Origin of the sequence: Nocardia sp. NPDC059240, assembly GCF_042753865.1 — a bacterium.
Lineage (GTDB): Bacteria > Actinomycetota > Actinomycetes > Mycobacteriales > Mycobacteriaceae > Nocardia.
The window spans coordinates 19,378-37,222 of record NZ_JBHZAC010000004.1 but is presented as its reverse complement, the minus strand read 5'-3'; the positions used below and the strand labels follow the sequence as shown (position 1 = coordinate 37,222).

Annotated in this window: 20 protein-coding genes; 11 read left to right on the top strand and 9 right to left on the bottom strand. The window is 67.5% G+C overall.

What is annotated here, in order from left to right; all coding sequences use genetic code 11:
- Positions 1 to 8: 8 nt before the first annotated feature.
- Positions 9 to 422: a VOC family protein gene (locus tag ACFXHA_RS14715; protein ID WP_379356787.1), complete on the bottom strand. Its 414-nt coding sequence runs from the start codon at positions 420 to 422 to the stop codon at positions 9 to 11.
- A 180-nt stretch (positions 423 to 602) separates the two neighbouring features.
- On the opposite strand from ACFXHA_RS14715, the gene ACFXHA_RS14710 reads away from it, so the two are divergent.
- Both ACFXHA_RS14710 and ACFXHA_RS14705 read left to right on the top strand, forming a co-directional pair.
- Positions 603 to 1,532, top strand: coding sequence for a LysR family transcriptional regulator (locus ACFXHA_RS14710; protein ID WP_379356785.1), 930 nt, complete (start codon positions 603 to 605; stop codon positions 1,530 to 1,532).
- A 47-nt stretch (positions 1,533 to 1,579) separates the two neighbouring features.
- Positions 1,580 to 2,014, top strand: a complete 435-nt coding sequence (locus ACFXHA_RS14705) for a cupin (RefSeq protein ID WP_379356783.1) — start codon at positions 1,580 to 1,582, stop codon at positions 2,012 to 2,014.
- A gap of 27 nt (positions 2,015 to 2,041) precedes the next feature.
- Here the strand turns inward: ACFXHA_RS14705 and ACFXHA_RS14700 are convergent, their stop codons facing one another.
- The 4 genes from ACFXHA_RS14700 to ACFXHA_RS14685 form a co-directional block, all read right to left on the bottom strand.
- Positions 2,042 to 3,196, bottom strand: a complete 1,155-nt coding sequence (locus ACFXHA_RS14700) for a serine hydrolase domain-containing protein (protein WP_379356781.1) — start codon at positions 3,194 to 3,196, stop codon at positions 2,042 to 2,044.
- 76 nt (positions 3,197 to 3,272) lie between these two features.
- Positions 3,273 to 4,535 (bottom strand): glycosyltransferase family 4 protein, encoded by a 1,263-nt coding sequence (locus ACFXHA_RS14695; protein WP_379356779.1) that lies wholly within the window; start codon positions 4,533 to 4,535, stop codon positions 3,273 to 3,275.
- Positions 4,532 to 6,064 (bottom strand): 1,4-alpha-glucan branching protein domain-containing protein, encoded by a 1,533-nt coding sequence (locus tag ACFXHA_RS14690; protein WP_379356777.1) that lies wholly within the window; start codon positions 6,062 to 6,064, stop codon positions 4,532 to 4,534. Before ACFXHA_RS14690 ends, ACFXHA_RS14695 begins: the two co-directional genes overlap by 4 nt.
- On the bottom strand, positions 6,061 to 6,843 hold the full coding sequence (locus ACFXHA_RS14685; protein ID WP_379356775.1) for a class I SAM-dependent methyltransferase: 783 nt from the start codon (positions 6,841 to 6,843) through the stop codon (positions 6,061 to 6,063). Before ACFXHA_RS14685 ends, ACFXHA_RS14690 begins: the two co-directional genes overlap by 4 nt.
- Positions 6,844 to 7,033: 190 nt before the next feature.
- Between ACFXHA_RS14685 and ACFXHA_RS14680 the strand changes: the two genes are divergently transcribed.
- The 4 genes from ACFXHA_RS14680 (at position 7,034) to ACFXHA_RS14665 (ending at position 9,616) form a co-directional block, all read left to right on the top strand.
- Entirely contained in the window at positions 7,034 to 7,819 is a 786-nt protein-coding gene (locus ACFXHA_RS14680) for an electron transfer flavoprotein subunit beta/FixA family protein (RefSeq protein ID WP_379356773.1), read from the top strand.
- 36 nt (positions 7,820 to 7,855) lie between these two features.
- Complete coding sequence (locus ACFXHA_RS14675) at positions 7,856 to 8,815, top strand: electron transfer flavoprotein subunit alpha/FixB family protein (protein ID WP_379356771.1); 960 nt, start codon at positions 7,856 to 7,858, stop codon at positions 8,813 to 8,815.
- A gap of 231 nt (positions 8,816 to 9,046) precedes the next feature.
- Complete coding sequence (locus tag ACFXHA_RS14670; protein WP_379356769.1) at positions 9,047 to 9,283, top strand: hypothetical protein; 237 nt, start codon at positions 9,047 to 9,049, stop codon at positions 9,281 to 9,283.
- Between the two features lie 102 nt (positions 9,284 to 9,385).
- Entirely contained in the window at positions 9,386 to 9,616 is a 231-nt protein-coding gene (locus tag ACFXHA_RS14665) for a hypothetical protein (protein WP_379356767.1), read from the top strand.
- Positions 9,617 to 10,217: 601 nt separating this feature from the next.
- Here ACFXHA_RS14665 and ACFXHA_RS14660 read toward each other — a convergent pair.
- Positions 10,218 to 11,561 (bottom strand): FAD-dependent monooxygenase, encoded by a 1,344-nt coding sequence (locus ACFXHA_RS14660; protein WP_379356765.1) that lies wholly within the window; start codon positions 11,559 to 11,561, stop codon positions 10,218 to 10,220.
- A gap of 47 nt (positions 11,562 to 11,608) precedes the next feature.
- Between ACFXHA_RS14660 and ACFXHA_RS14655 the strand changes: the two genes are divergently transcribed.
- Together ACFXHA_RS14655 and ACFXHA_RS14650 are read left to right on the top strand one after the other, a co-directional pair.
- A complete protein-coding gene (locus ACFXHA_RS14655; protein ID WP_379356763.1) occupies positions 11,609 to 12,130 on the top strand; it encodes a CGNR zinc finger domain-containing protein in 522 nt (173 codons plus the stop codon).
- Positions 12,130 to 13,074 carry an aminoglycoside phosphotransferase family protein gene (locus ACFXHA_RS14650; protein ID WP_379356761.1) on the top strand — a complete coding sequence of 315 codons (945 nt, stop codon included), beginning with the start codon at positions 12,130 to 12,132 and terminating at the stop codon, positions 13,072 to 13,074. The genes ACFXHA_RS14655 and ACFXHA_RS14650 overlap by 1 nt, the downstream gene beginning before the upstream one ends.
- Before the next feature lie 21 nt (positions 13,075 to 13,095).
- On the opposite strand, the gene ACFXHA_RS14645 is transcribed toward ACFXHA_RS14650, so the two are convergent.
- Together ACFXHA_RS14645 and ACFXHA_RS14640 are read right to left on the bottom strand one after the other, a co-directional pair.
- Positions 13,096 to 13,530 (bottom strand): DUF1707 domain-containing protein, encoded by a 435-nt coding sequence (locus ACFXHA_RS14645; protein ID WP_379356759.1) that lies wholly within the window; start codon positions 13,528 to 13,530, stop codon positions 13,096 to 13,098.
- 62 nt (positions 13,531 to 13,592) lie between these two features.
- Entirely contained in the window at positions 13,593 to 14,174 is a 582-nt protein-coding gene (locus tag ACFXHA_RS14640) for a TetR/AcrR family transcriptional regulator (RefSeq protein WP_379356757.1), read from the bottom strand.
- Positions 14,175 to 14,249: 75 nt separating this feature from the next.
- Between ACFXHA_RS14640 and ACFXHA_RS14635 the strand changes: the two genes are divergently transcribed.
- Complete coding sequence (locus ACFXHA_RS14635) at positions 14,250 to 15,035, top strand: SDR family NAD(P)-dependent oxidoreductase (RefSeq protein WP_379356755.1); 786 nt, start codon at positions 14,250 to 14,252, stop codon at positions 15,033 to 15,035.
- Positions 15,032 to 15,523 carry an SRPBCC family protein gene (locus tag ACFXHA_RS14630; protein ID WP_379356753.1) on the top strand — a complete coding sequence of 164 codons (492 nt, stop codon included), beginning with the start codon at positions 15,032 to 15,034 and terminating at the stop codon, positions 15,521 to 15,523. Before ACFXHA_RS14635 ends, ACFXHA_RS14630 begins: the two co-directional genes overlap by 4 nt.
- On the opposite strand, the gene ACFXHA_RS14625 is transcribed toward ACFXHA_RS14630, so the two are convergent.
- A complete protein-coding gene (locus ACFXHA_RS14625) occupies positions 15,520 to 16,380 on the bottom strand; it encodes a LysR family transcriptional regulator (RefSeq protein ID WP_379358253.1) in 861 nt (286 codons plus the stop codon). The two genes, ACFXHA_RS14630 and ACFXHA_RS14625, sit on opposite strands and share 4 nt — an antisense overlap.
- A gap of 113 nt (positions 16,381 to 16,493) precedes the next feature.
- On the opposite strand from ACFXHA_RS14625, the gene ACFXHA_RS14620 reads away from it, so the two are divergent.
- Positions 16,494 to 17,789, top strand: coding sequence for an NAD(P)/FAD-dependent oxidoreductase (locus ACFXHA_RS14620; RefSeq protein WP_379356751.1), 1,296 nt, complete (start codon positions 16,494 to 16,496; stop codon positions 17,787 to 17,789).
- Positions 17,790 to 17,845: the final 56 nt, after the last annotated feature.

Sequence of the window (17,845 nt, the reverse complement as noted above, 5' to 3'; positions counted from 1 at the left end):
CACGCGCCTTACACGGCCGCTGACCCGGCATCAGGTGGGCAGCCTGCAGGGGGTGTCCATTCGGTGAGGTGGACGTCGAGCCGGTTCGGGTCGGTCAGCCGCAGCCGCAGCAGCCCGGCGGCAATGCGGCGCAGCGGATCGGTCACGGGCGCGCCCTCCTCGAGCAGCCGATCCTGTTCGGCGGCAAGGTCGGGGACCTCGAAGGACAGCTCGACGCCGATCGGTCCCGGGCCGGGCGGCGTCGGCGGCTTCCTCGGATCGCGATGCCGCAGCACGATTTCCACGTCCAGGTCGTCGCGCTCGAGGTAGGTGAACTCCTCGTTGGCCGCCGTGGCGTGGAAGCCCAGATGCGTGCAGAAGAACTCGCTCGATGCCGTGGGGTCGGAGACGGTCAAGGTGATGGCCGCACCGAGGATCTTCATGCCCTCACTCCCTTCGCTGGGTTCGGTCGCCGGTGTCGGCGACAGTTCCAAGCTTCGGAGTTTCCGCAGGTAGGAACAACGACAGAGATCGAAAGGTCGGTTAAGTCAGAGGTTTACGATCACCCATAACAGAGCGAGTGCTCTGTTATGGGTTACAGTGGATCCGCTCATCGAGCGCTGATGAGCGGAGCTAGCGAGCGGGAGATCGTTGTGGAGTTGCGGGACATCGAGATCTTCGTGACCTTGGCCGAGGAACTGCATTTCGGCCGGACCGCCGAGAAGCTGCGAATCACCCCCGCCCGCGTCAGTCAGGCGATCAAGAAGCAGGAGCGGCAGGTGCAGGCCGCCCTGTTCGAACGCACTTCCCGTTCGGTCAGTCTCACGCCGGTCGGCCGCCGGCTCTACGAAGACCTCAAACACGCGCAGAGCCTGATCGAGGGCGGACTCACTCGCGCCCGCGCCGCCGGTCGCAGCATCCAGGGCACCCTCCGCGTCGCGGTCATGAGCATCCTGGGCCTCTATCTGCAGCCGGTCATCGACGCCTTCAATCTCCGATACCCGGACTGCACAATCGAATTGGTCGACTTCCCGCACAGCGAACCGTTCACCGCCCTGCGCGCCAAGGAGGTCGACCTCGGCCTCATCTGGCTACCCGTCCGGGAACCGGACCTCACCGTGGGGCCGGTGCTGATGACCGAAGGGCGGGTCCTGGCGACCACGACCACTTCCGAACTCGCCGCACGTGACTCGATCACCATGGAAGACCTCGCCGACTGCGTCTTCCCGAGCCTGGGCAATGTCCCGCAGTACTGGGCCGAAGGCATGCTGCCCGCCGCCACTCCCAGCGGCATCCCGATCACCCGCGGCCCCGAAGCGGCGTCCTTCTTCGAGATCCTGCCGCTGATCATGTCCGGTGCCGTCGTCTCCCCGATGAACGCGCACGTCGCCTGGACCTACACCCCGCCGAACATCACCTACGTCCCGATCGTGGACGCGCCGCTGACGGAATGGGCACTGGTGTGGCTGACCGCCGCCGAGAACGCCGCCGTTCGCGCCTTCGCCGACACCGCCCGCGACCTGGGCATCCGGTCGATCGTCAACGAGCAGTGAATCGCGCAGCGGCTGCGGGATCGGCCGACGCGGGATACCGTGGGCCCGTGACTCTCGGATTTCGAGCTGTACTGACCGGCCTGGCGTCCATGGCGCTGGTGGGATCGATGGCCGCGACCGCGCACGCGACGCCCTCCAGCGGTATCACGGCGGTGATTCTGTCGCAGACCACGATCGGCGGGAACGACTACATTCTGCGTGAAATCACCATCGCCCCAGGCGGTTCCACCGGATGGCACTACCACGACGGGACGCTGTACGCGCTGGTGCGGCAGGGGCAGATCTCGCATTACGGATCGGACTGCCAGATCGATCAAACCGGCGGCGCGGGAACCACATTCGTGGAGCGAGCCGGTGTCGGCAACACCCATATCGAGCGGAATCTGGGCACCGAGCCGCAGATCCTCGACGTGCTCTACGTCCTGCCCGCAGGCAGCCCGCTGTCCGAGGACGCCCCGAACCCGGGCTGCGACTTCAACTGACGAATCGCCGCGACGTCAACCGGCGAATCACAGTGCGGCGTAGACGGCTTCGAGCAGTTGGTAGGCCCGACGGTCGCCGGAGAGCCAATCGCGGCGCAGGTTGGGAATGAACGCGAAGGCCACGCGGTGCTCGGGATCGGCGAGGCCGATCGAGCCGCCCGCACCGGCATGGCCGAAGACGGTCGGGCGTGCGGCGACGGGGACGATCAGGTTCTCGGCGGGCAGTGCGTAGCCGAGCCCGTAGGCGGAAGCCGACAGCAGGACCTCGTCGGTGCCGCGGACCCGTTCGCGGATTGCGTCGTTCAGGACCGGCAGTGGGAGCAGGTCACCGGCGAGCAGGTCGCGGTAATGGGTCGCGAGCGCGCGGGCCGTGGTGACCAGGCCGGTGGCGGGCCAGCCGCCGGTGAGGACCTCCGGATTGTTGTACGAGGCACGAGGATTCGCGGTCGAGCGGATGGCGAGCGACTCGGGATCGCGGAAGGCGTGCATCATGCGCCGTGCCGCCTCGGGGGAGACGGGATCGGGGTCGCCGGTCCACGCCTGCTCGTCGGCGGGTGGAAAGGACAGGCGCGCAATCTTTTCCAGCAGCGCGGCAGGCACACCGACATGCAGTTCGGGACCCAGTTGCGTGCGGATGTAGTCGCCGATCGTGGAATCGGTGTGGCGACGGACGAATTCGCCGAGCAGCCAACCGTAGGTGAGCGCGTGATAGCCGTGCCGGGTGCCCGGCTCCCACAGTGGTGTTTGAGCCGCGAGCAGGCCCGCGACGAATCCCGGTTCGGCGGCCTCGGCGGCGGAGACGGGCTGCTGCAGGATCGGGAGTCCGGCACTGTGGGTGAGGAAATCCGCCAGCGTCGTCGAATCCTTTTCGGCGCGACCGTATTCCGGCCACCAGTCGACCACCGGTTTCTCCACCGAGATCCCGAGATCGGTCGCCACCCGCAGGGCGGCGGTGGCTGTCACGGCCTTGGTGCAGGAGAAGGTCACGCACAGTGTGTCGCGGTCCCACGGGCTGCCGGTTTTGGCATCGGCGATGCCGCCCCACAACTCCACGACGGGCCGTCCGTCCACGAACACGGCCACGCTCGCGCCGAGGTTCTGCCCGTCGGCGAAGCTCGCCTCGAAGACCTCGCGCACCGCGCCGAACGCCGGATCCGCCTCGCCGTACACACCGACCGTCATCCCCGAATTAGAACACGTTCCAATTCGGAGCAAAAGGGTGTCCCCGGCGAATCCTGGCGGATCCGGCGTGTCGCGATCAGTACGGCTGGTTCGGATCCCGTTCCGGCAGTGGACGTTCGGTGATGACCGGGCGGCCCAGGGGAGTGCGAACCCGGCGCTTGGCCGACTGGTAGACCAAGGCGGTTTCCTGGGCGACCACATCCCAGGAGAAGTCGGCGGTCAGACGTTCGCGGGCCGACCACGCGCGATCCTGAGCGGCGGCCGGATCGTCGAGGACCGAGATGACCGCTTCCGCAACACCGTTCACGTCGGCGGGCTCGAAGGACGCACCCGTCACGCCGTCGGTGACGAGATCGCCCAGACCGCCCGCGGTGGAGGTGACCAGCGGGGTGCCCGCGGCCGCCGCCTCCAGCGCCACGATGCCGAACGGCTCGTAGCGGCTGGGCAGCACGACCGCGTCGGCACTGTGCAGCCAGCCGAGCAGATCGGTGTGGTCGAGCTTGCCCACGAAATTCACGGCGCGCGCGACCCGATGTGTACGGGCTCGCTCACGCAGCCAATCGAATTGGGTGCCGATACCGGCGACCGTCAACGTGGTGCCCGGGTGCGCCTTGCGGATGCGGGGCAACGCGGCAATGGCGTCCTGGATGCCCTTCTCGTATTCGAGGCGGCCGACATACAGCAGTCGCGGCGGCCCGGAACGCGGGGCGCGTTCGCGGAAAGTCCACGCGCCCACGTCGATACCGTTGCGGATCACCGTCATCGGCACCCGCTCGGCCCCGTAGAGCCGGTGCACCTCGTCCTTCATGGACTCCGAACACGTGATGAGCGCGTCGGATTCGTGCGCCAGCCACCACTCCACCGAGTGCACCTGCTTGTTCACCCGGCCCGACACCCAGCCGCTGTGCCGTCCCGCCTCGGTGGCGTGAATCGTGGAAACCAAAGGCACGTCGTAATATTCGGCCAGCGTGATGGCCGGATGCGCGACCAGCCAGTCGTGCGCGTGCACCACGTCGGGCGTCCAGCCCTCGCCGATGCCCGGCTTGTCCAGCGCGATCCCGGCCCGCACCATGGCGTGACCCATGGCCAGCGTCCAGGCCAGCATGTCCTCGCCGAAGTCGAAGGCGGGCGCGTCCTCGGCGACCGCGACCACCAGCACGCCCTCCTCGATGAAGGAGTGCGTCGGGTGGGTGGTGGCGTCGGTGCCCATCGGGCGGCGCGCCAGCACGACGACTTCGTGCCCGGCGGCGGCCAGTTCGACGGCCAGGTGATGGACGTGGCGGCCCAGCCCACCGACAACAACCGGTGGGTACTCCCACGACACCATCAAGATCTTCATGCGGGTCCTTCTGAAGCGGGGCCGAGCCTGCGCGCGTCGAGCGCGGGGAAGAGTCCGTCGGCCGAGGACCATCCTGCCGCCAACTGCCCCGCTTTGGCGAGTTGCCCGGCGGCTACCGCCGCGGCGATCTCGCGCACGGCGTGGGCGTGTTCATGGGCTCGGTCACGCGCGTAGCCGGCCGCAGAATCCTTCGACACCATGAACGCCCAGTCGCTGGAGACCGCGAGAATCGCCTCGCGCAGCAGCTGGTCGGCGACCGGGTCGCGCAGGCCGGTGGCATCCACGCGCATCTTGTCGTGGGTGTCCAGTGCGAGCCGCACGATATCGGCGTTCAGCTCGACCAGATCGGCGACCTGATCCCCGGCCCACACCCGCCAATCCTTGCCCGAACCCCAGCTGGAATCGGCCAATTCGACGCGTTCGCCCACGTAGCCGCGGGCTCGCGCGTCGGCGAGCGTGCCGACGGTGACCCCGGCCTCGGGCAGCGCCCGCAGCACCTGTTCGAGCCACTGTGGGCCCTCGTGCCACCAGTGCCCGAACAGTTCGGTGTCGAACGCGGCCACGACCAGCGCCGGGCGACCTATACGTTCCGACTCTGAGATCAACCGCTCGCGCACGGTCGCCACGAAATCCGCGACGTCCTTCTCGATGGCGGCGGCCGCGAGTTCCGGGTCGTAAGGGGCCTTGTCGGCACCCTCGACGGACTTGCCCGTGACGCGCGCGGGCTTCAGTCCGGTGGCGTGATCATAGTGATGGAAATCACGGTAGTAGGGCTGCCCGGGGTACCCGGATTTCGGCGACCACACCCGGTAACTGACGGTCAGGTCGCGCCCGAAGGCGACCACATCCGAATCCCACACGGGGCGGCCGAGGCTGGAGTCACCGCGCAGCGCGGGACCGTCCACCATGAAATGCGAGATGCCGACCTTGTCGTAGGTCCGCTCCATCCCCGGCGTGAATCCGCATTCGGGAGCCCAGATTCCGGCGGGCGTGTGCCCCCACCGCGCCTGCGCGTCGGCCAGTCCCTCGACCAGCTCGTACTCGCGCATCCGCGCGTCCAGCAGCGGCTGGAACGGATGCGACAGTGGGCCACCGAGCAATTCGATGGCCTCGGCGTCGATCAACTGCCGCCACACCGGCGACGCGCCGTGCATCCAGTTGGTCTCGAAATCGTCCAGAGCCGCACTGGCGAGCCGATGTTCGTGCCCGCCGAGCGCGGTATTGCCCGCCATCGACGCCTCGTCGGCGCGCAACCGCCAGTTGCCCAGCCAATGGTGCATGCCCTTGAGACAGTGCGCATCATCCAGCTGCGCCGCCAGCACCGGCGTGATGCCGAGACTGATCAGATGCGAACGCCCTTCGGCCGCAAGGGTTCTCAACACCTTCGCCACGGGCAGATACGAGGCCGCCCAGGACTGGTAGAGCCACTCCTCGCCGACCGGCCAGCGCCCGTGATGCGCCAGCCACGGCAGATGGGAATGCAGGACCAGCGTGAACTGGCCCGGCACCGGGGAAATGCTGTCGGTCACGGCTTCACCGCGATGGCCACCAGATCCAGGCTGGCGTCGATATCGCGCTCGGAGTCGGCCAGCAGTTCGAAATCGTCGATGCGCACGGCGGCCACATCGGCGGCGAGATCGGACGGCCACGGCTCACCCGCGAGGGCCCGCTCGATCTGCGCGTCGATGATCGACCCGCCCCACTTCTCGTCCAGCGCGACGAGTTCCGGCCCGTGGAAGATGCCCGCCATCAATTCGACGGTGAAACCCGCCTCGACGAGAAGTTCGGTCATCTCGGCCGCATTCAGTTCACGCGTGTGGAAAGGGTTGAGCGGCGTATCGCGCCCCGGCGAGAAGGTGATCCGATTCGGCGTGGAGATCAGCAGTTTGCCGCCGGGCCGCAGCACCCGCAGGCATTCGCGCAGGAATTGCGCCTGATCCCAAAGGTGCTCGATCACTTGGAAGTTCACGACGATGTCGACCGAATCGTTCTCGATCGGCAGATCGGCGAGGTTGCCCTGCACCATGGTCACCCGCGGGTACTTGGCGCGCACGTGCGCGACCGCGCTGTCGTCATAGTCCAGGCCCGTGACCTGCGCCGCGACGTCCGCGATCATGTTGGCGCCGTAGCCTTCTCCGCTGCCCGCCTCCAGCACGACCTTGCCCTCGCAGTGCGTGAGCAGACGCACATACGCGATTTCGTGCCGCCGGAACCAGTAGTTCTCCTCGGCGATGCCGGGCACGGTCCGCTCACCGGTCAAAGGCAGGGGATCGGTGGGATTTTCAACAGGACTCACGGCCTCGCTCATTGCTCCGACGTTAGCGGTTGCGCATATCACACCCGCGACCGGATCAACCGATGCAGAAACTCACACCGTAAGTTACCCACGAGTAACTTAACGTAGGGTAATCTCCCGAACGAGCTACTCGTGGACGTACGTGACTACCTCGTACGACCGCCACCCCAGTGCCACCAGAACAGGAGGTCGACGAAGACCCATGCCGAACATCGTCGTACTGATCAAGCAGGTTCCCGACACCTGGTCCGAGCGCAAGCTCTCCAGCGGGGACTACACCCTCGACCGCGAGGCCGCCGACGCCATCCTCGATGAGATCAACGAGCGCGCCGTCGAGGAGGCGCTGTTGATCAAGGAGGCGCAGGGCGGCGAGGTCACCGTGCTGGCCGCAGGTCCGGACCGGGCGACCGAGGCGATCCGCAAGGCCCTCTCCATGGGCGCGGACAAGGCCATCCACATCAACGACCCGGCCATCCACGGCTCGGACGCCGTGCAGACCGCCTACATCCTGGCCGCCGCGCTGGGCCAGATCGAAGGCATCGAACTGGTCATCGCGGGCAACGAGGCCACCGACGGTCGCGCGGGCGCGGTTCCGGCGATCATCGCCGAGTACCTGGGCCTGCCGCAGCTGACGCACCTGCGCAAGCTGGTCGTCGACGGCGAGCGCATCACCGGTGAGCGTGAGACCGACGAAGGCGTCTTCAAGCTCGAGGCCACCCTCCCGGCCATCGTCTCGGTCACCGAGAAGATCAACGAGCCGCGCTTCCCGTCCTTCAAGGGCATCATGGCCGCGAAGAAGAAGGAAGTTTCCACCTTCACGCTGGCGGATCTGGGCGTCGACCCGGAGACCGTGGGCGTTGCGAACGCCGGCACCCAGGTGACCGGTGTGACCCCGAAGCCGGCGCGCACGGCGGGCGCGAAGATCGTCGACGAGGGTGAGGGCGGCAACCAGATCGCCACCTACCTGGTCGGTCAGAAGATCATCTAAAGCCCCCCGAGCGAACGAACTTCAGGAGAAAGAACAATGGCAGAAGTACTCGTGCTCGTGGAGCACGCTGAAGGTGCCCCCAAGAAGGTCACCACCGAACTCCTCACCGCCGCGCGCTCGCTGGGCACCCCGGCCGCCGTCGTCGTTGCCGCCCCCGGCACCGCCGACAAGCTGGCCGACGCCCTGGCCGCCGCCGGCGCCGAGAAGATCTACGTCGCCGAGGGCGACCAGGCCGACGGCTTCCTCGTCACCCCCAAGGTGGACGTGCTGGCCGGTCTGTCCGAGTCCGCCGCCCCGGCCGCGATCCTGGTCGCCGCCACCGCGGAGGGCAAGGAGGTGTCGGGTCGCCTGGCCGCCCGCATCGGTTCCGGTCTGCTCATCGACGTCATCGCCGTGAACGGCGACGGCTCGGTGCAGCACAGCATCTTCGGTGGCGCGTTCACCGTGGACGCCAAGGCCACCGGCGACGTGCCGGTGATCTCGGTGCGCCCGGGTGCCATCGAGGCCGCCCCGGCCGCCGCCGCGGGCGAGAAGGTCGTCGTCGAGCTGCCCGCGCAGGAAGAGGGCGTCGTCAAGATCGTCTCGCGTGAGCCCAACGTGGGCGGCGACCGTCCCGAGCTCACCGAGGCCGCGATCGTGGTCTCCGGTGGCCGTGGCGTCGGCTCGGCCGACAACTTCGGCAAGGTCGTCGAGCCGCTGGCCGACGCGCTGGGTGCCGCCGTCGGTGCTTCGCGTGCCGCCGTCGACTCCGGCTACTACCCGGGTCAGTTCCAGGTCGGTCAGACCGGTAAGACGGTCTCCCCGCAGCTGTACGTGGCCCTCGGCATCTCCGGCGCGATCCAGCACCGCGCGGGCATGCAGACCTCGAAGACCATCGTGGCCGTCAACAAGGACGAAGAGGCCCCGATCTTCGAGATCTCGGACTACGGCATCGTCGGCGACCTGTTCAATGTCGCCCCGCAGCTGACCGAGGCGGTCAAGGCTCACAAGGGCTGAAACCCTTCGCGCTGAGCGCAATCGACTGTCCCCCGGCCGGAATCGGCCGGGGGACAGTTGTTTTGGGGTCCGGGAGTTCCGGTGGCCTCGGTATGGGGCCTCGGTATGAGGGGCACGGGAATTGGGGGCAGGGGGGAGCGGCAGATTCGGGCCAGTTATGAAACATGGTCACTTAAGTTTGAGTGCGGCTCGGAATGGCCCGGGTCGTTGCTCATCGAAAGGTAGTGCACCATGCGCACTCTCATCTGTGTCGGCATCGCCGCCGGCGCGCTGTTCGCCGGGGTCGGTCAGGCGGCGGCCGCGCCGTTGCCGCTGATCGACGTGTCGGGAACCCCGGCGGCGACTGATACCTCAGGGTCGGGCGGCGGCTCGACGGGCAGCGCGTCGCAAAGCGCTCAAAGCATGGGCACACTTTTCTGCCTGCTGACCAACGGTCACTGCTGGGGCGAGGGCGGGCCCGTCGGTTAGTCGCGGGTTTCGGAGTTCCGGCGCATTGTGAAACGAGGCCGTTTAGATTGTCCCTGCGGGCGGAACTCCTCTCGGCCGCAGGTTCACGAAAGGCGTTTCACCATGCGTACTCTGCTCGCCACCGCTGCCGTCGCCGGCGCGTTGATCGCCGGGATCGGGCCCGCCGCCGCGGATGTCACCCAGATCGCCTCCACCGGTTCCGGCGACGGCTCCTCCGACCTGGCCTCGGGCTCGGCGCAGACCTCCGGGTCGGCCCAGTCGATGGGTGGCGGGATCTGGAACTTCCTGTGCTCCCTCGGCCCCTGCACCTACACCCCGCCGGTCGTGCACTGAGGCAGTTGGCCGGTCGGGCACTGACGTAGCAGTTGCCGCCGCGGCGGGGGTCGGGCAGTCTTGCCCGGTGCGAGGGCGATTCGATCCCCGGCGTGGACGGGTCGAGCCGACAGCCGGAAGGGCCAAGGAGGCCGCTGTACCCGGCGACGAAGCGGTCGAACTGACCGACATCGTCGCGGCATTGCATTTCGATCTGGCCGAATGGCTGGGCTCGGACGCGCTGCCGAAAGTGTTCGACCGGATCTCCGGAGCCTTGGACGAACAGTTCACCTCGGTGGTGACGACCGGGCAGGCAGTGGACCGCGAGACGTTCCTGGCCGGAATGTGGTCGGCGCGAAACGTGCTGGCAGGCGTGGAGATCGAAGTCTCCGACGTCCAGGAGATAGCCCGCAGCGGCCAACTGATCGTCGTCCGCTTCGTCGCCGAAAACCGCCTCGGAGCCGTCAAAACCGGCCGCCGCACCGTAACCGCCGTCCTCGTCACCGACGGCCGCACCCACCTGTGGCGCACCGTCCACGAAACCCCGGTCCCAGAACCAGCTCCCCCCACCCCACCTCCCGCCCCCGAAACCGCCGCATCGCAACCGATCCCGGCCCCGCCGTCAATCGCGAACGCGGGCGGCGATGTGACCGTCGGGGCGAACGAGCAGAGCAGCGGCGGGGGAGAGCCCACAGCTGTCGCGGAGCCCTTGGGGGAGTTCGGATCCGGTGAGCAGAACGTACCCGGATCCGCCGGGATCGAGCCCGACCAGATCGAGGGTGGAGCGTCCGTCGGGCAGCCAAGCGTGCGGGAGCCGGTCGCCGGGCTCACCTGAGGGCACGTAACCGTCAGTGGCGAGCAGGGTTCCGCTGTCGCGATACGCGGTGCCGAGCAGCAGCTCATCGTCGATGCGATAGCCCGCCCGATTACGAGAATTGGCGGTCGAAATATCGATGACCTGCCGCGCCACCGGCCGCCGCTCGGATTCATAAGTGCCCAGCAGGGATTCGTCAGCCTTGCCGGTCAGGACCGCGGCGATTTTCCACGCAAGGTTGTCGGCATCGCCGATACCCACATTCATCCCGTGCCCGCCGGTCGGCGGAATACCGTGGGCAGCATCCCCTGCCAGCAGGACCCGGCCCGACCGGTAGGCATCGGCCAGCCGAGCATTCACCCGCCAGACAGCGGTACTCCGAATCGTGACATCCAGATCCGCCCGACCGGACCCGCTCCGAATCAACTCGATCACATCGAGCTCGCTCGGCTGTTCTCCCTCCAGCGGATGCTGAAAGATCCACTGCCGATCATTGTCGACCGCCAGAAAGCCGCCCCCGCGCGCGAGAAAATAGGACGCGCTGACCCGATCGGCCACCACCGCACCCAACGGCGCTTCGAAACGGACGCTGAGAAATTCGCCGAGGCCACTCGCCCCCGTCATCGCGATGCCGCTGCCCTCCCGGACAGTGCTGTGCGCACCATCGCACCCGATCAGCCAATCCGCCCGCACCACCGACTCGATGCCGGTTCGCTCCTCGCGAACAGTCGCGACCACGCCGGAATCGCTCTGCTCGAACGAAACAAGCCGAACACCCCGTCGCACCCGATCCCCAGCCCGCGCCGACAGCACCCGCTCCAACGCATCCTGCGAGCACAGCACTCCGGGCGTAGGCGTGTGTTCGGTGCCCTGCGAATCCGGCGTTGTGCGGACGTAATCCGGATCGTCGAGGGTCCGCCCGCGAAAGAACGCAACATGCTCGGCAGGCAATCCGGCAGCCCGGATCTCCGCCTCCAGTCCAACCCTGCGAAAGATCTCCATCGAGCGGGCGGAGATACCACGTGCCTTCGGGTGCGGGGACGGCTCGGTGCGGGCCTCGATGACCCGGTGGTCGATTCCCATCCGCGACAACAGGATCGACAGGGTCAGCCCGACAGGGCCGCCGCCGACGATCAGTACCGAGGTGCGCATCATCCTCCTGTAACGCCATTTGTTTCATTTGACGTTACACTGCGTGGGTGGCGGATGACCAGAACCCGAGAGGGCTGTACTTCCTGGCCGACCTCGCGAACGCGGTGCGGGCCGGAGCTGGGGACGACGAGATACGGCGGATCCTGCGCGCCCACCGCGCGCCCGAGCGCTACAGCGGCGCCGACCCCGCCGAGATTCGTCCAGCCGCCCTCCAGGTCGCCGCGATCCTCGACATGGACGCCCCGGACGACGCCGCACACGCCATCAATGCCCTGCTGGCCGACTATCCCGCCCGCCCGACCCTGGTCCAACTTCCCGGCCGCCCCTGGTCGATGCATTCGCGCCCACCTGAGGACGCCGATCCCGAATACTGGCTGCTGGCGAAGGCCGCGCTGGCGCTCGGCCTGTGGCTGAGCGACCGCGGCCGCTGCGCCTGGGGTCGCTGTGCTGCCGCAGACTGCGGTCGCTACTTCATCGACACCGGCCGTCGGCAACCCCAGAAGTACTGCGGCACCACCTGCGCGACGCGCATCCGGGTGGCGGCGCATCGGCGTGGCAAGGTGGGCTGATGCCGATCTCCTTGCCGCCGAATGTCGCCGAGAGCATTGCGAAGTACTTCGGGGAGCGGGGGCCGGTGTGGCTGGCGGCGCTGCCAGGGATGGTGGAGGAGCGGTGTCGGGCGTGGGGGTTGGAGATTATCGGGGAAAGCTTTGGGGGCGGGACGCATTCGTGGGTTGCGCCTGTGCGGCGTACCGACGGGTCCGTCGCGGTGTTGAAGGTGCCGGTGGTGGATGAGGAGAACTGTGGGGAGGCGACCGGGCTGTACTGCTATGGCGGGGAGGGGGCTGTCCGGCTGTTCGAGTACGACGCGGAGACCGGGGCGATGTTGTTGGAGTGGGCGCGGCCGGGGACGGAATTGCTTTATCAGCCGGGGTTTCCGAGTCTCGAGGGGCGGGCGGAGAATGTCGGGAAGGTTGAGCTGGCGTGCCGGTTGTATTCGCGGCTGCGGCGGGAAGCGGTGGGGGTTCCGGATGGATTTCCGGAGTTGCCGACGGCGGCGGGGATGGTGGCCGGGTGGGAGCGGATGTTTCTCGAGCCGGAAGATGAAGTCGCCGAGGTGATTCCGGGTCGGCTGTTGGAGCGGGCGGCCGAGCGGTGTGCCGAGTTGGCGGTGCCGGAGGGGCCGCTGCTGGTGGTGAATCGGGATACGCACCTGGGCAATATTGTTGCGGCGGAGCGGGAGCCGTGGCTGCTCATCGATCCGAAGGCGTATCTGGGGGAGGCGGCGTTCGATGCCGGGTTCCTGGTGATGATCCAGGTGCAGAGCGAGTGGACGCCGGAACATGCGCGGGCAGTGGTCGGGCGGACGGCGGCGGCGTTGGATGTCGCGCCGGATCGGGCGCAGGCGTGGGCGTTCATGCGGGCGATGGAGGAGATCGTGTGGACGATCGAGGACGAGGAGCCCGAGGATCTGCGACTGCATCTCGCGGTCGCGTCGGCACTGGCCTACTGAAACCGGCTGCCCTGCCGAAACCTACTGCGGCCGAAACTCTTCGCGTGCGGCGCGCCGCCGGTTCGAGTCGCGCTGCACCACGATGCCGATGGTGGTGGGGATGAGCAGGGCCAGGCCCCAGGGCGCTTCCACCCAGATCGGCCAGAAGTAACCCATGCCGGTGGCCACCCAGACCACCAGCACCAGCAGGTTCACGAAAACCCAGGGCGTCCACATGATTTTGACCCAGACCGGGACATTGCCGGGCTCGCCCTTCGCGGCCTTGCCGGCAACCCGTTGCGCGGGTAGGTCGGACAGTACCGGTGTGAGTTCCCCGTACGTCCGGGCCGAATACACCTGCTGCAGCCGCGAATCGAATTCGTGGAGCGTGAGCCGCCCCTCGTCCATGGCCAGCCGCAGTTTGTTCACGATCTGCTCGCGGTCGGCATCGGACGCGCGCATGTTCTCATTCCCCACGCAGTCAGCGTAGGTCGAATCGTGATGCCGCGCCGTGTGAATTCACGTGCTGCGGCGCGTGATCAGGGCTCGGCGAGCAGTCCGGAAACCAGTGCCCAGGCGTCGGCGCGGGCGTCCGAGGCCCAGGGTGCGGTCGGCTTGTGGACGCGCAGCGAGGCCACTCCGTGCACGGCGCACCAGATGCGCAGGGCCGTGGCGCGGTGAGCCTCGGGATCGTCACCGGGTAGCAGTCGGGCGATGCGGTCGAGCAAGTCCAGGCCGGGGCCCTGGCTCTCCGACCCGAGCGGGTCGGGGCGTTCGAACAGCAATTGATATGCGCCCGGCTGGTTTTCCGACCAGTTCAGGTAGGCGTCCAGGAGGGCGTGCATGCGCCGGTCGGGCGCTGCGTCGACAGGGTCTGCGGTATCCAGCGCCGTGCGCAATCGATCGAACAGTTCCGCGGTGACGGCGTAGTTCAGCTCGTCCTGTGAGGCGAAGTGCATGTAGACCGCGCTGGGTGCGACCCCGGAGGCGCGGGCGATGGCGCGCAGCGACGGCGCGGCCAGCGATTGCGGTTGCAGCAGCAGATCGATCGCGGCCGACACCAGTTCGGCGCGGAGTTGTTCTCCTTGCCCGCGGGCTCGGCGCTGACGGGTCTCCGCCACTTTTCCTCCTTGACATCGATCACTGAACAGCTGTTAAGTATACATAGCTGAACACCTGTTCACTTAGGAGGAATCATGCGGGATTGGTATCCGGCGACAGCGGTCGTGACCGGCGCGAGCAGCGGAATCGGCGCGGCCTTCGCCACCGCCCTGGCGGCTCGCGGCTGCGACCTCGTCCTGGTGGCCCGGCGCGAGTCGCGGCTGCGAGAACTGGCAACGGAATTGCAGGCGGCGCACGGCGTCTCGGTACGCGTGCTGCCCACGGACCTCGCGTCGGCCGATGGACTGTCCAGCGTGGCCGCGCTTTTCGAGGATCCGGCGAACCCCATCGACATCCTGATCAACAACGCGGGTTTCGCGACCCACGGCGCGCTGGCTGACCACGCGGCCGCGAAGGTCCGCGAGGAGATCGCGGTGAATGTGGCCGCCCTCGCGGAACTGACCCATGCCGCACTCCCGCCCATGGTCGGCCGCGATCGCGGCGTCATCGTCAATATCGCCTCGACCGCCGCGTTCCAGCCGATTCCCTTCATGGCCGTCTACGGCGCGACGAAAGCCTTCGTGCTCTCCTTCACCGAGGCGCTCTGGGGCGAACTGGAAGGCTCGGGAGTGACGGCACTCGCGGTCTGCCCGGGCGCGACCGACACCGAATTCTTCGACGTGGCAGGCGAAGCCGCCAGCGTCGGCAGCCGTCAGACCCCGCAACAGGTGGTGGCGACCGCGCTGCGCGCCCTCGACCGCAAGACTCCACCGCCGAGTGTCGTATCCGGCCTGGCCAATGCGTTCTCGTCGGGTCTACCGCGAATCCTTCCTCGCCGCAGCACCATCCGGGTGACCCGGCGGCTGGTGGCGGCGAAATGATGTTCGCGCTACAGCCCAGCGGTCTCGGCGACATCGACGCCATGCGCCTGCATCTGCGCAGCGAGCGCACGGTGGCGGCCTCGGCCGCGCGCACCTTCGACATTCTCGCCACCGGGGAGGGGCAGACCCGCTGGGCGAGCGGCTATCGGGCAACCACCTGGTATTCGAATGCCCGGGCGGCGGGCGCGATTCGCGATATCCACCTGCGCTGGATCACCGTGCGGGAGCGGTTTCTGGCCTGGGAACCGGCGACACGCTTCACCTTCGGTGCCGACGCCATGTCGGTTCCGCTGGCCCGTCGCATGATCGAGGACATCTCGTTCGCGCCGCTCGACGCCGAGCACTGCACCCTGACCTGGCAGGTGCATGTGGATCCGGCCGCGGCGCTCGTACCCGTCGAGGCGCGCTTCGTGCGTTCCATGCTCGAGCCGATGTTCGAGTCCTTCGCGGCAGGTCTCGCGAATTACGCGGCCGCGCATCCGGGTTAGGAGCAGTGCAGGGCGGCCAACAGGGTGGTGACGATGGGGGAGGTGCGGCCCTCGCTGCGGGTGACGGCGGAGACCGGGATGCGGAGCGGGTGGCCGGTGAGGCGGAGGGTGGCGATGCCTTCGGTCTGGGTGTCGGCGTAGAGGATGGTCCAGGCGTCGGGGCGGTTGATGAGTTCCATGGTGGCGGTGTGGTCGGGTGGGATGGGCGGGCCGAAGACCGGGCCCGAGGGGAGGTCGGCGAAGGCGCCGCGGACCACGTTGTGCAGCAGGACCTGCTCGGATTCGGGTGGGAGCAGCAGCGGGAAGGTGCTCAATTCGGCGAGGGTGGCGTCGCCGCCGCGCTGGGCGAGGGGGTGCGCGGTGGAGGTGGCGATGACCGGATCCTCGACCCAGAGCTTCTCGACGGTCAGGCCGGGCTGATCCACGCTGCCCCGGATGAGAGCAAGATCACAGTCGCCGTCGGCTACGGCTTGAATGCGCTGGCGGAAGGGCTTGATGACGAATTCGATCTCCGCGCCGGGATGCGCCTCGCGTGCTCCGGCGATGGCCGAGAGCGATCTTGTTGCGAAGCTCATATTGGCTGCCAGGCGAATTCGTGGGCCGGAGGCCCGTACAGCTGCGCGAATGGCGGATTCCAGGCTCAGCATTTGCTTCGCAAGGGGAAGTAGCCGAGTGGTCGCGTCGGTGGGCACGACCGATCTTGTGGACCGCTCGAAGAGGTTCACGCCGAGGTCGCGTTCCAGCCTGGCGATCTGGTGACTGATGGCCGACTGCGAGATGAAGCAGCGGCTCGCGGCCCGGCTGAAGCTCAGCTCCTCGCAGACCGCCACGAAGTAGGCCAGTTGGCGCAGCTCCACGGCAATTCTCCAATTCATGATCAACGTAGATAAGAGTCATCTAGATTATGCGCCCTGACACCTGGAACAACGACGTTCCGAATCGCGGTTAGTCATGACAGAAGGGAGCAGTCATGCGCAACGTGGAGGCGGATATCGAAACCGCCGATGTCGTCATCGTCGGTTCGGGCTTCGGTGGTCTTGCCGCCGCCAAGCAGTTGAACAAGTCGGGTGTCAACTATGTCCTCATCTCGGGTACCCCCGAGCATCTTTTCCAGCCGCTTCTCTACCAGGTAGCGACCGGTGTGCTGGCTGCGGAGGAGATCGCGCCACCCATCGCGAATATCCTGCGCAAGCACCGCAACGGTGAAACCCGCCTCGGCAAGGTCACCTCGATCGACGCCCCCAACGCGGTCCTCACCTACGAAACGGCCGACGGCCCGCGCAAGATCCGCTACGGCAAGCTGATCGCCGCCACCGGCGCCAACCAGTCCTACTTCGGCCGCGACGATTTCGCGGACAAGACGTTCTCGCTCAAGACCATCGATGACGCCCGCGCCCTGCGCGCGCAGATCACCCGCGTCTTCGAGCAGGCCAAGGACGCCGACCCGGAGACCCGCCGCCGCCTGCTCAGCTTCGTGGTGGTCGGTGCGGGCGCGACCGGCGTCGAGGTGGCCGGTCAGCTCAAGGAACTCGCGAAAAGGTACTTCCACCTGGAGGATACGGTCACTCTCGTGGAGGGTGCGGGCGTCGTGCTACCGCCCTTCGGCGGACGGCTATCGGAGTATTCGAAGCAGTCGCTGGAGAAGAGTGGCGTCGAGGTCCTGGTCGACACCTTCGTCACCGATATCGAGGACGGTAAGGTCACCGTCAAGAGCAAGGACGGTGTCGAGCGCGGCATCGCCGCCGAGACCGTGGTGTGGTCGGCCGGCGTCGCCGCGGGCGGTTTCGCGCAGATCCTGGCCGAGGCCACCGGTTGTGAGACCGATCGTGCCGGACGGCTTCTCATCAATGCCGATTGCACCGTCGGCGGCCACGCCGACATCTTCGCCATCGGCGACATGACCTTCCTCAACGGCTACCCCGGCCAGTCGCCGGTGGCCATGCAGGAGGGCCGCCACGTCGCCGACATCATCCGCGGTAAGAAGCCCGCCGCCACCCCGTTCAAGTACTGGGACAAGGGCTCGATGGCCGTAATCAGCCGCTTCGCCGCCGTCACCAAGATCAACGACAAGGTGAAGTTCACCGGCCTGATCGCCTGGGTCACCTGGCTCGCCGTCCACCTCTTCTACCTCGTCGGCTTCCGCAACCGCTTCGCCGCCGTAGCTTCCTGGCTGGTCGCCTTCATCGGCAGCGCCCGCCCCGGCTTCAACGAGGTCGAAAAGCCCCGCGCCACAAAGACTCCGAACAAGGACCGCGTAGCGGCCTGACCCGCGATCGCACTGAACGAGCTCCCGCCGACGCTGCCGGCGGGAGCTCGTCGCCG

Bases quoted from the DNA above. Each gene is read 5' to 3' on its own strand.
- ACFXHA_RS14700 (WP_379356781.1), bottom strand. From the start codon at position 3,196: ATGACGGTCGGTGTGTACGGCGAGGCGGATCCGGCGTTCGGCGCGGTG.
- ACFXHA_RS14660 (WP_379356765.1), bottom strand. From the start codon at position 11,561: ATGCGCACCTCGGTACTGATCGTCGGCGGCGGCCCTGTCGGGCTGACC.
- ACFXHA_RS14670 (WP_379356769.1), top strand. From the start codon at position 9,047: ATGCGCACTCTCATCTGTGTCGGCATCGCCGCCGGCGCGCTGTTCGCC.
- ACFXHA_RS14715 (WP_379356787.1), bottom strand. From the start codon at position 422: ATGAAGATCCTCGGTGCGGCCATCACCTTGACCGTCTCCGACCCCACG.
- ACFXHA_RS14675 (WP_379356771.1), top strand. From the start codon at position 7,856: ATGGCAGAAGTACTCGTGCTCGTGGAGCACGCTGAAGGTGCCCCCAAG.
- ACFXHA_RS14665 (WP_379356767.1), top strand. From the start codon at position 9,386: ATGCGTACTCTGCTCGCCACCGCTGCCGTCGCCGGCGCGTTGATCGCC.
- ACFXHA_RS14635 (WP_379356755.1), top strand. From the start codon at position 14,250: ATGCGGGATTGGTATCCGGCGACAGCGGTCGTGACCGGCGCGAGCAGC.
- ACFXHA_RS14630 (WP_379356753.1), top strand. From the start codon at position 15,032: ATGATGTTCGCGCTACAGCCCAGCGGTCTCGGCGACATCGACGCCATG.
- ACFXHA_RS14710 (WP_379356785.1), top strand. From the start codon at position 603: ATGAGCGGAGCTAGCGAGCGGGAGATCGTTGTGGAGTTGCGGGACATC.
- ACFXHA_RS14650 (WP_379356761.1), top strand. From the start codon at position 12,130: ATGCCGATCTCCTTGCCGCCGAATGTCGCCGAGAGCATTGCGAAGTAC.
- ACFXHA_RS14620 (WP_379356751.1), top strand. From the start codon at position 16,494: ATGCGCAACGTGGAGGCGGATATCGAAACCGCCGATGTCGTCATCGTC.
- ACFXHA_RS14685 (WP_379356775.1), bottom strand. From the start codon at position 6,843: ATGAGCGAGGCCGTGAGTCCTGTTGAAAATCCCACCGATCCCCTGCCT.
- ACFXHA_RS14695 (WP_379356779.1), bottom strand. From the start codon at position 4,535: ATGAAGATCTTGATGGTGTCGTGGGAGTACCCACCGGTTGTTGTCGGT.
- ACFXHA_RS14680 (WP_379356773.1), top strand. From the start codon at position 7,034: ATGCCGAACATCGTCGTACTGATCAAGCAGGTTCCCGACACCTGGTCC.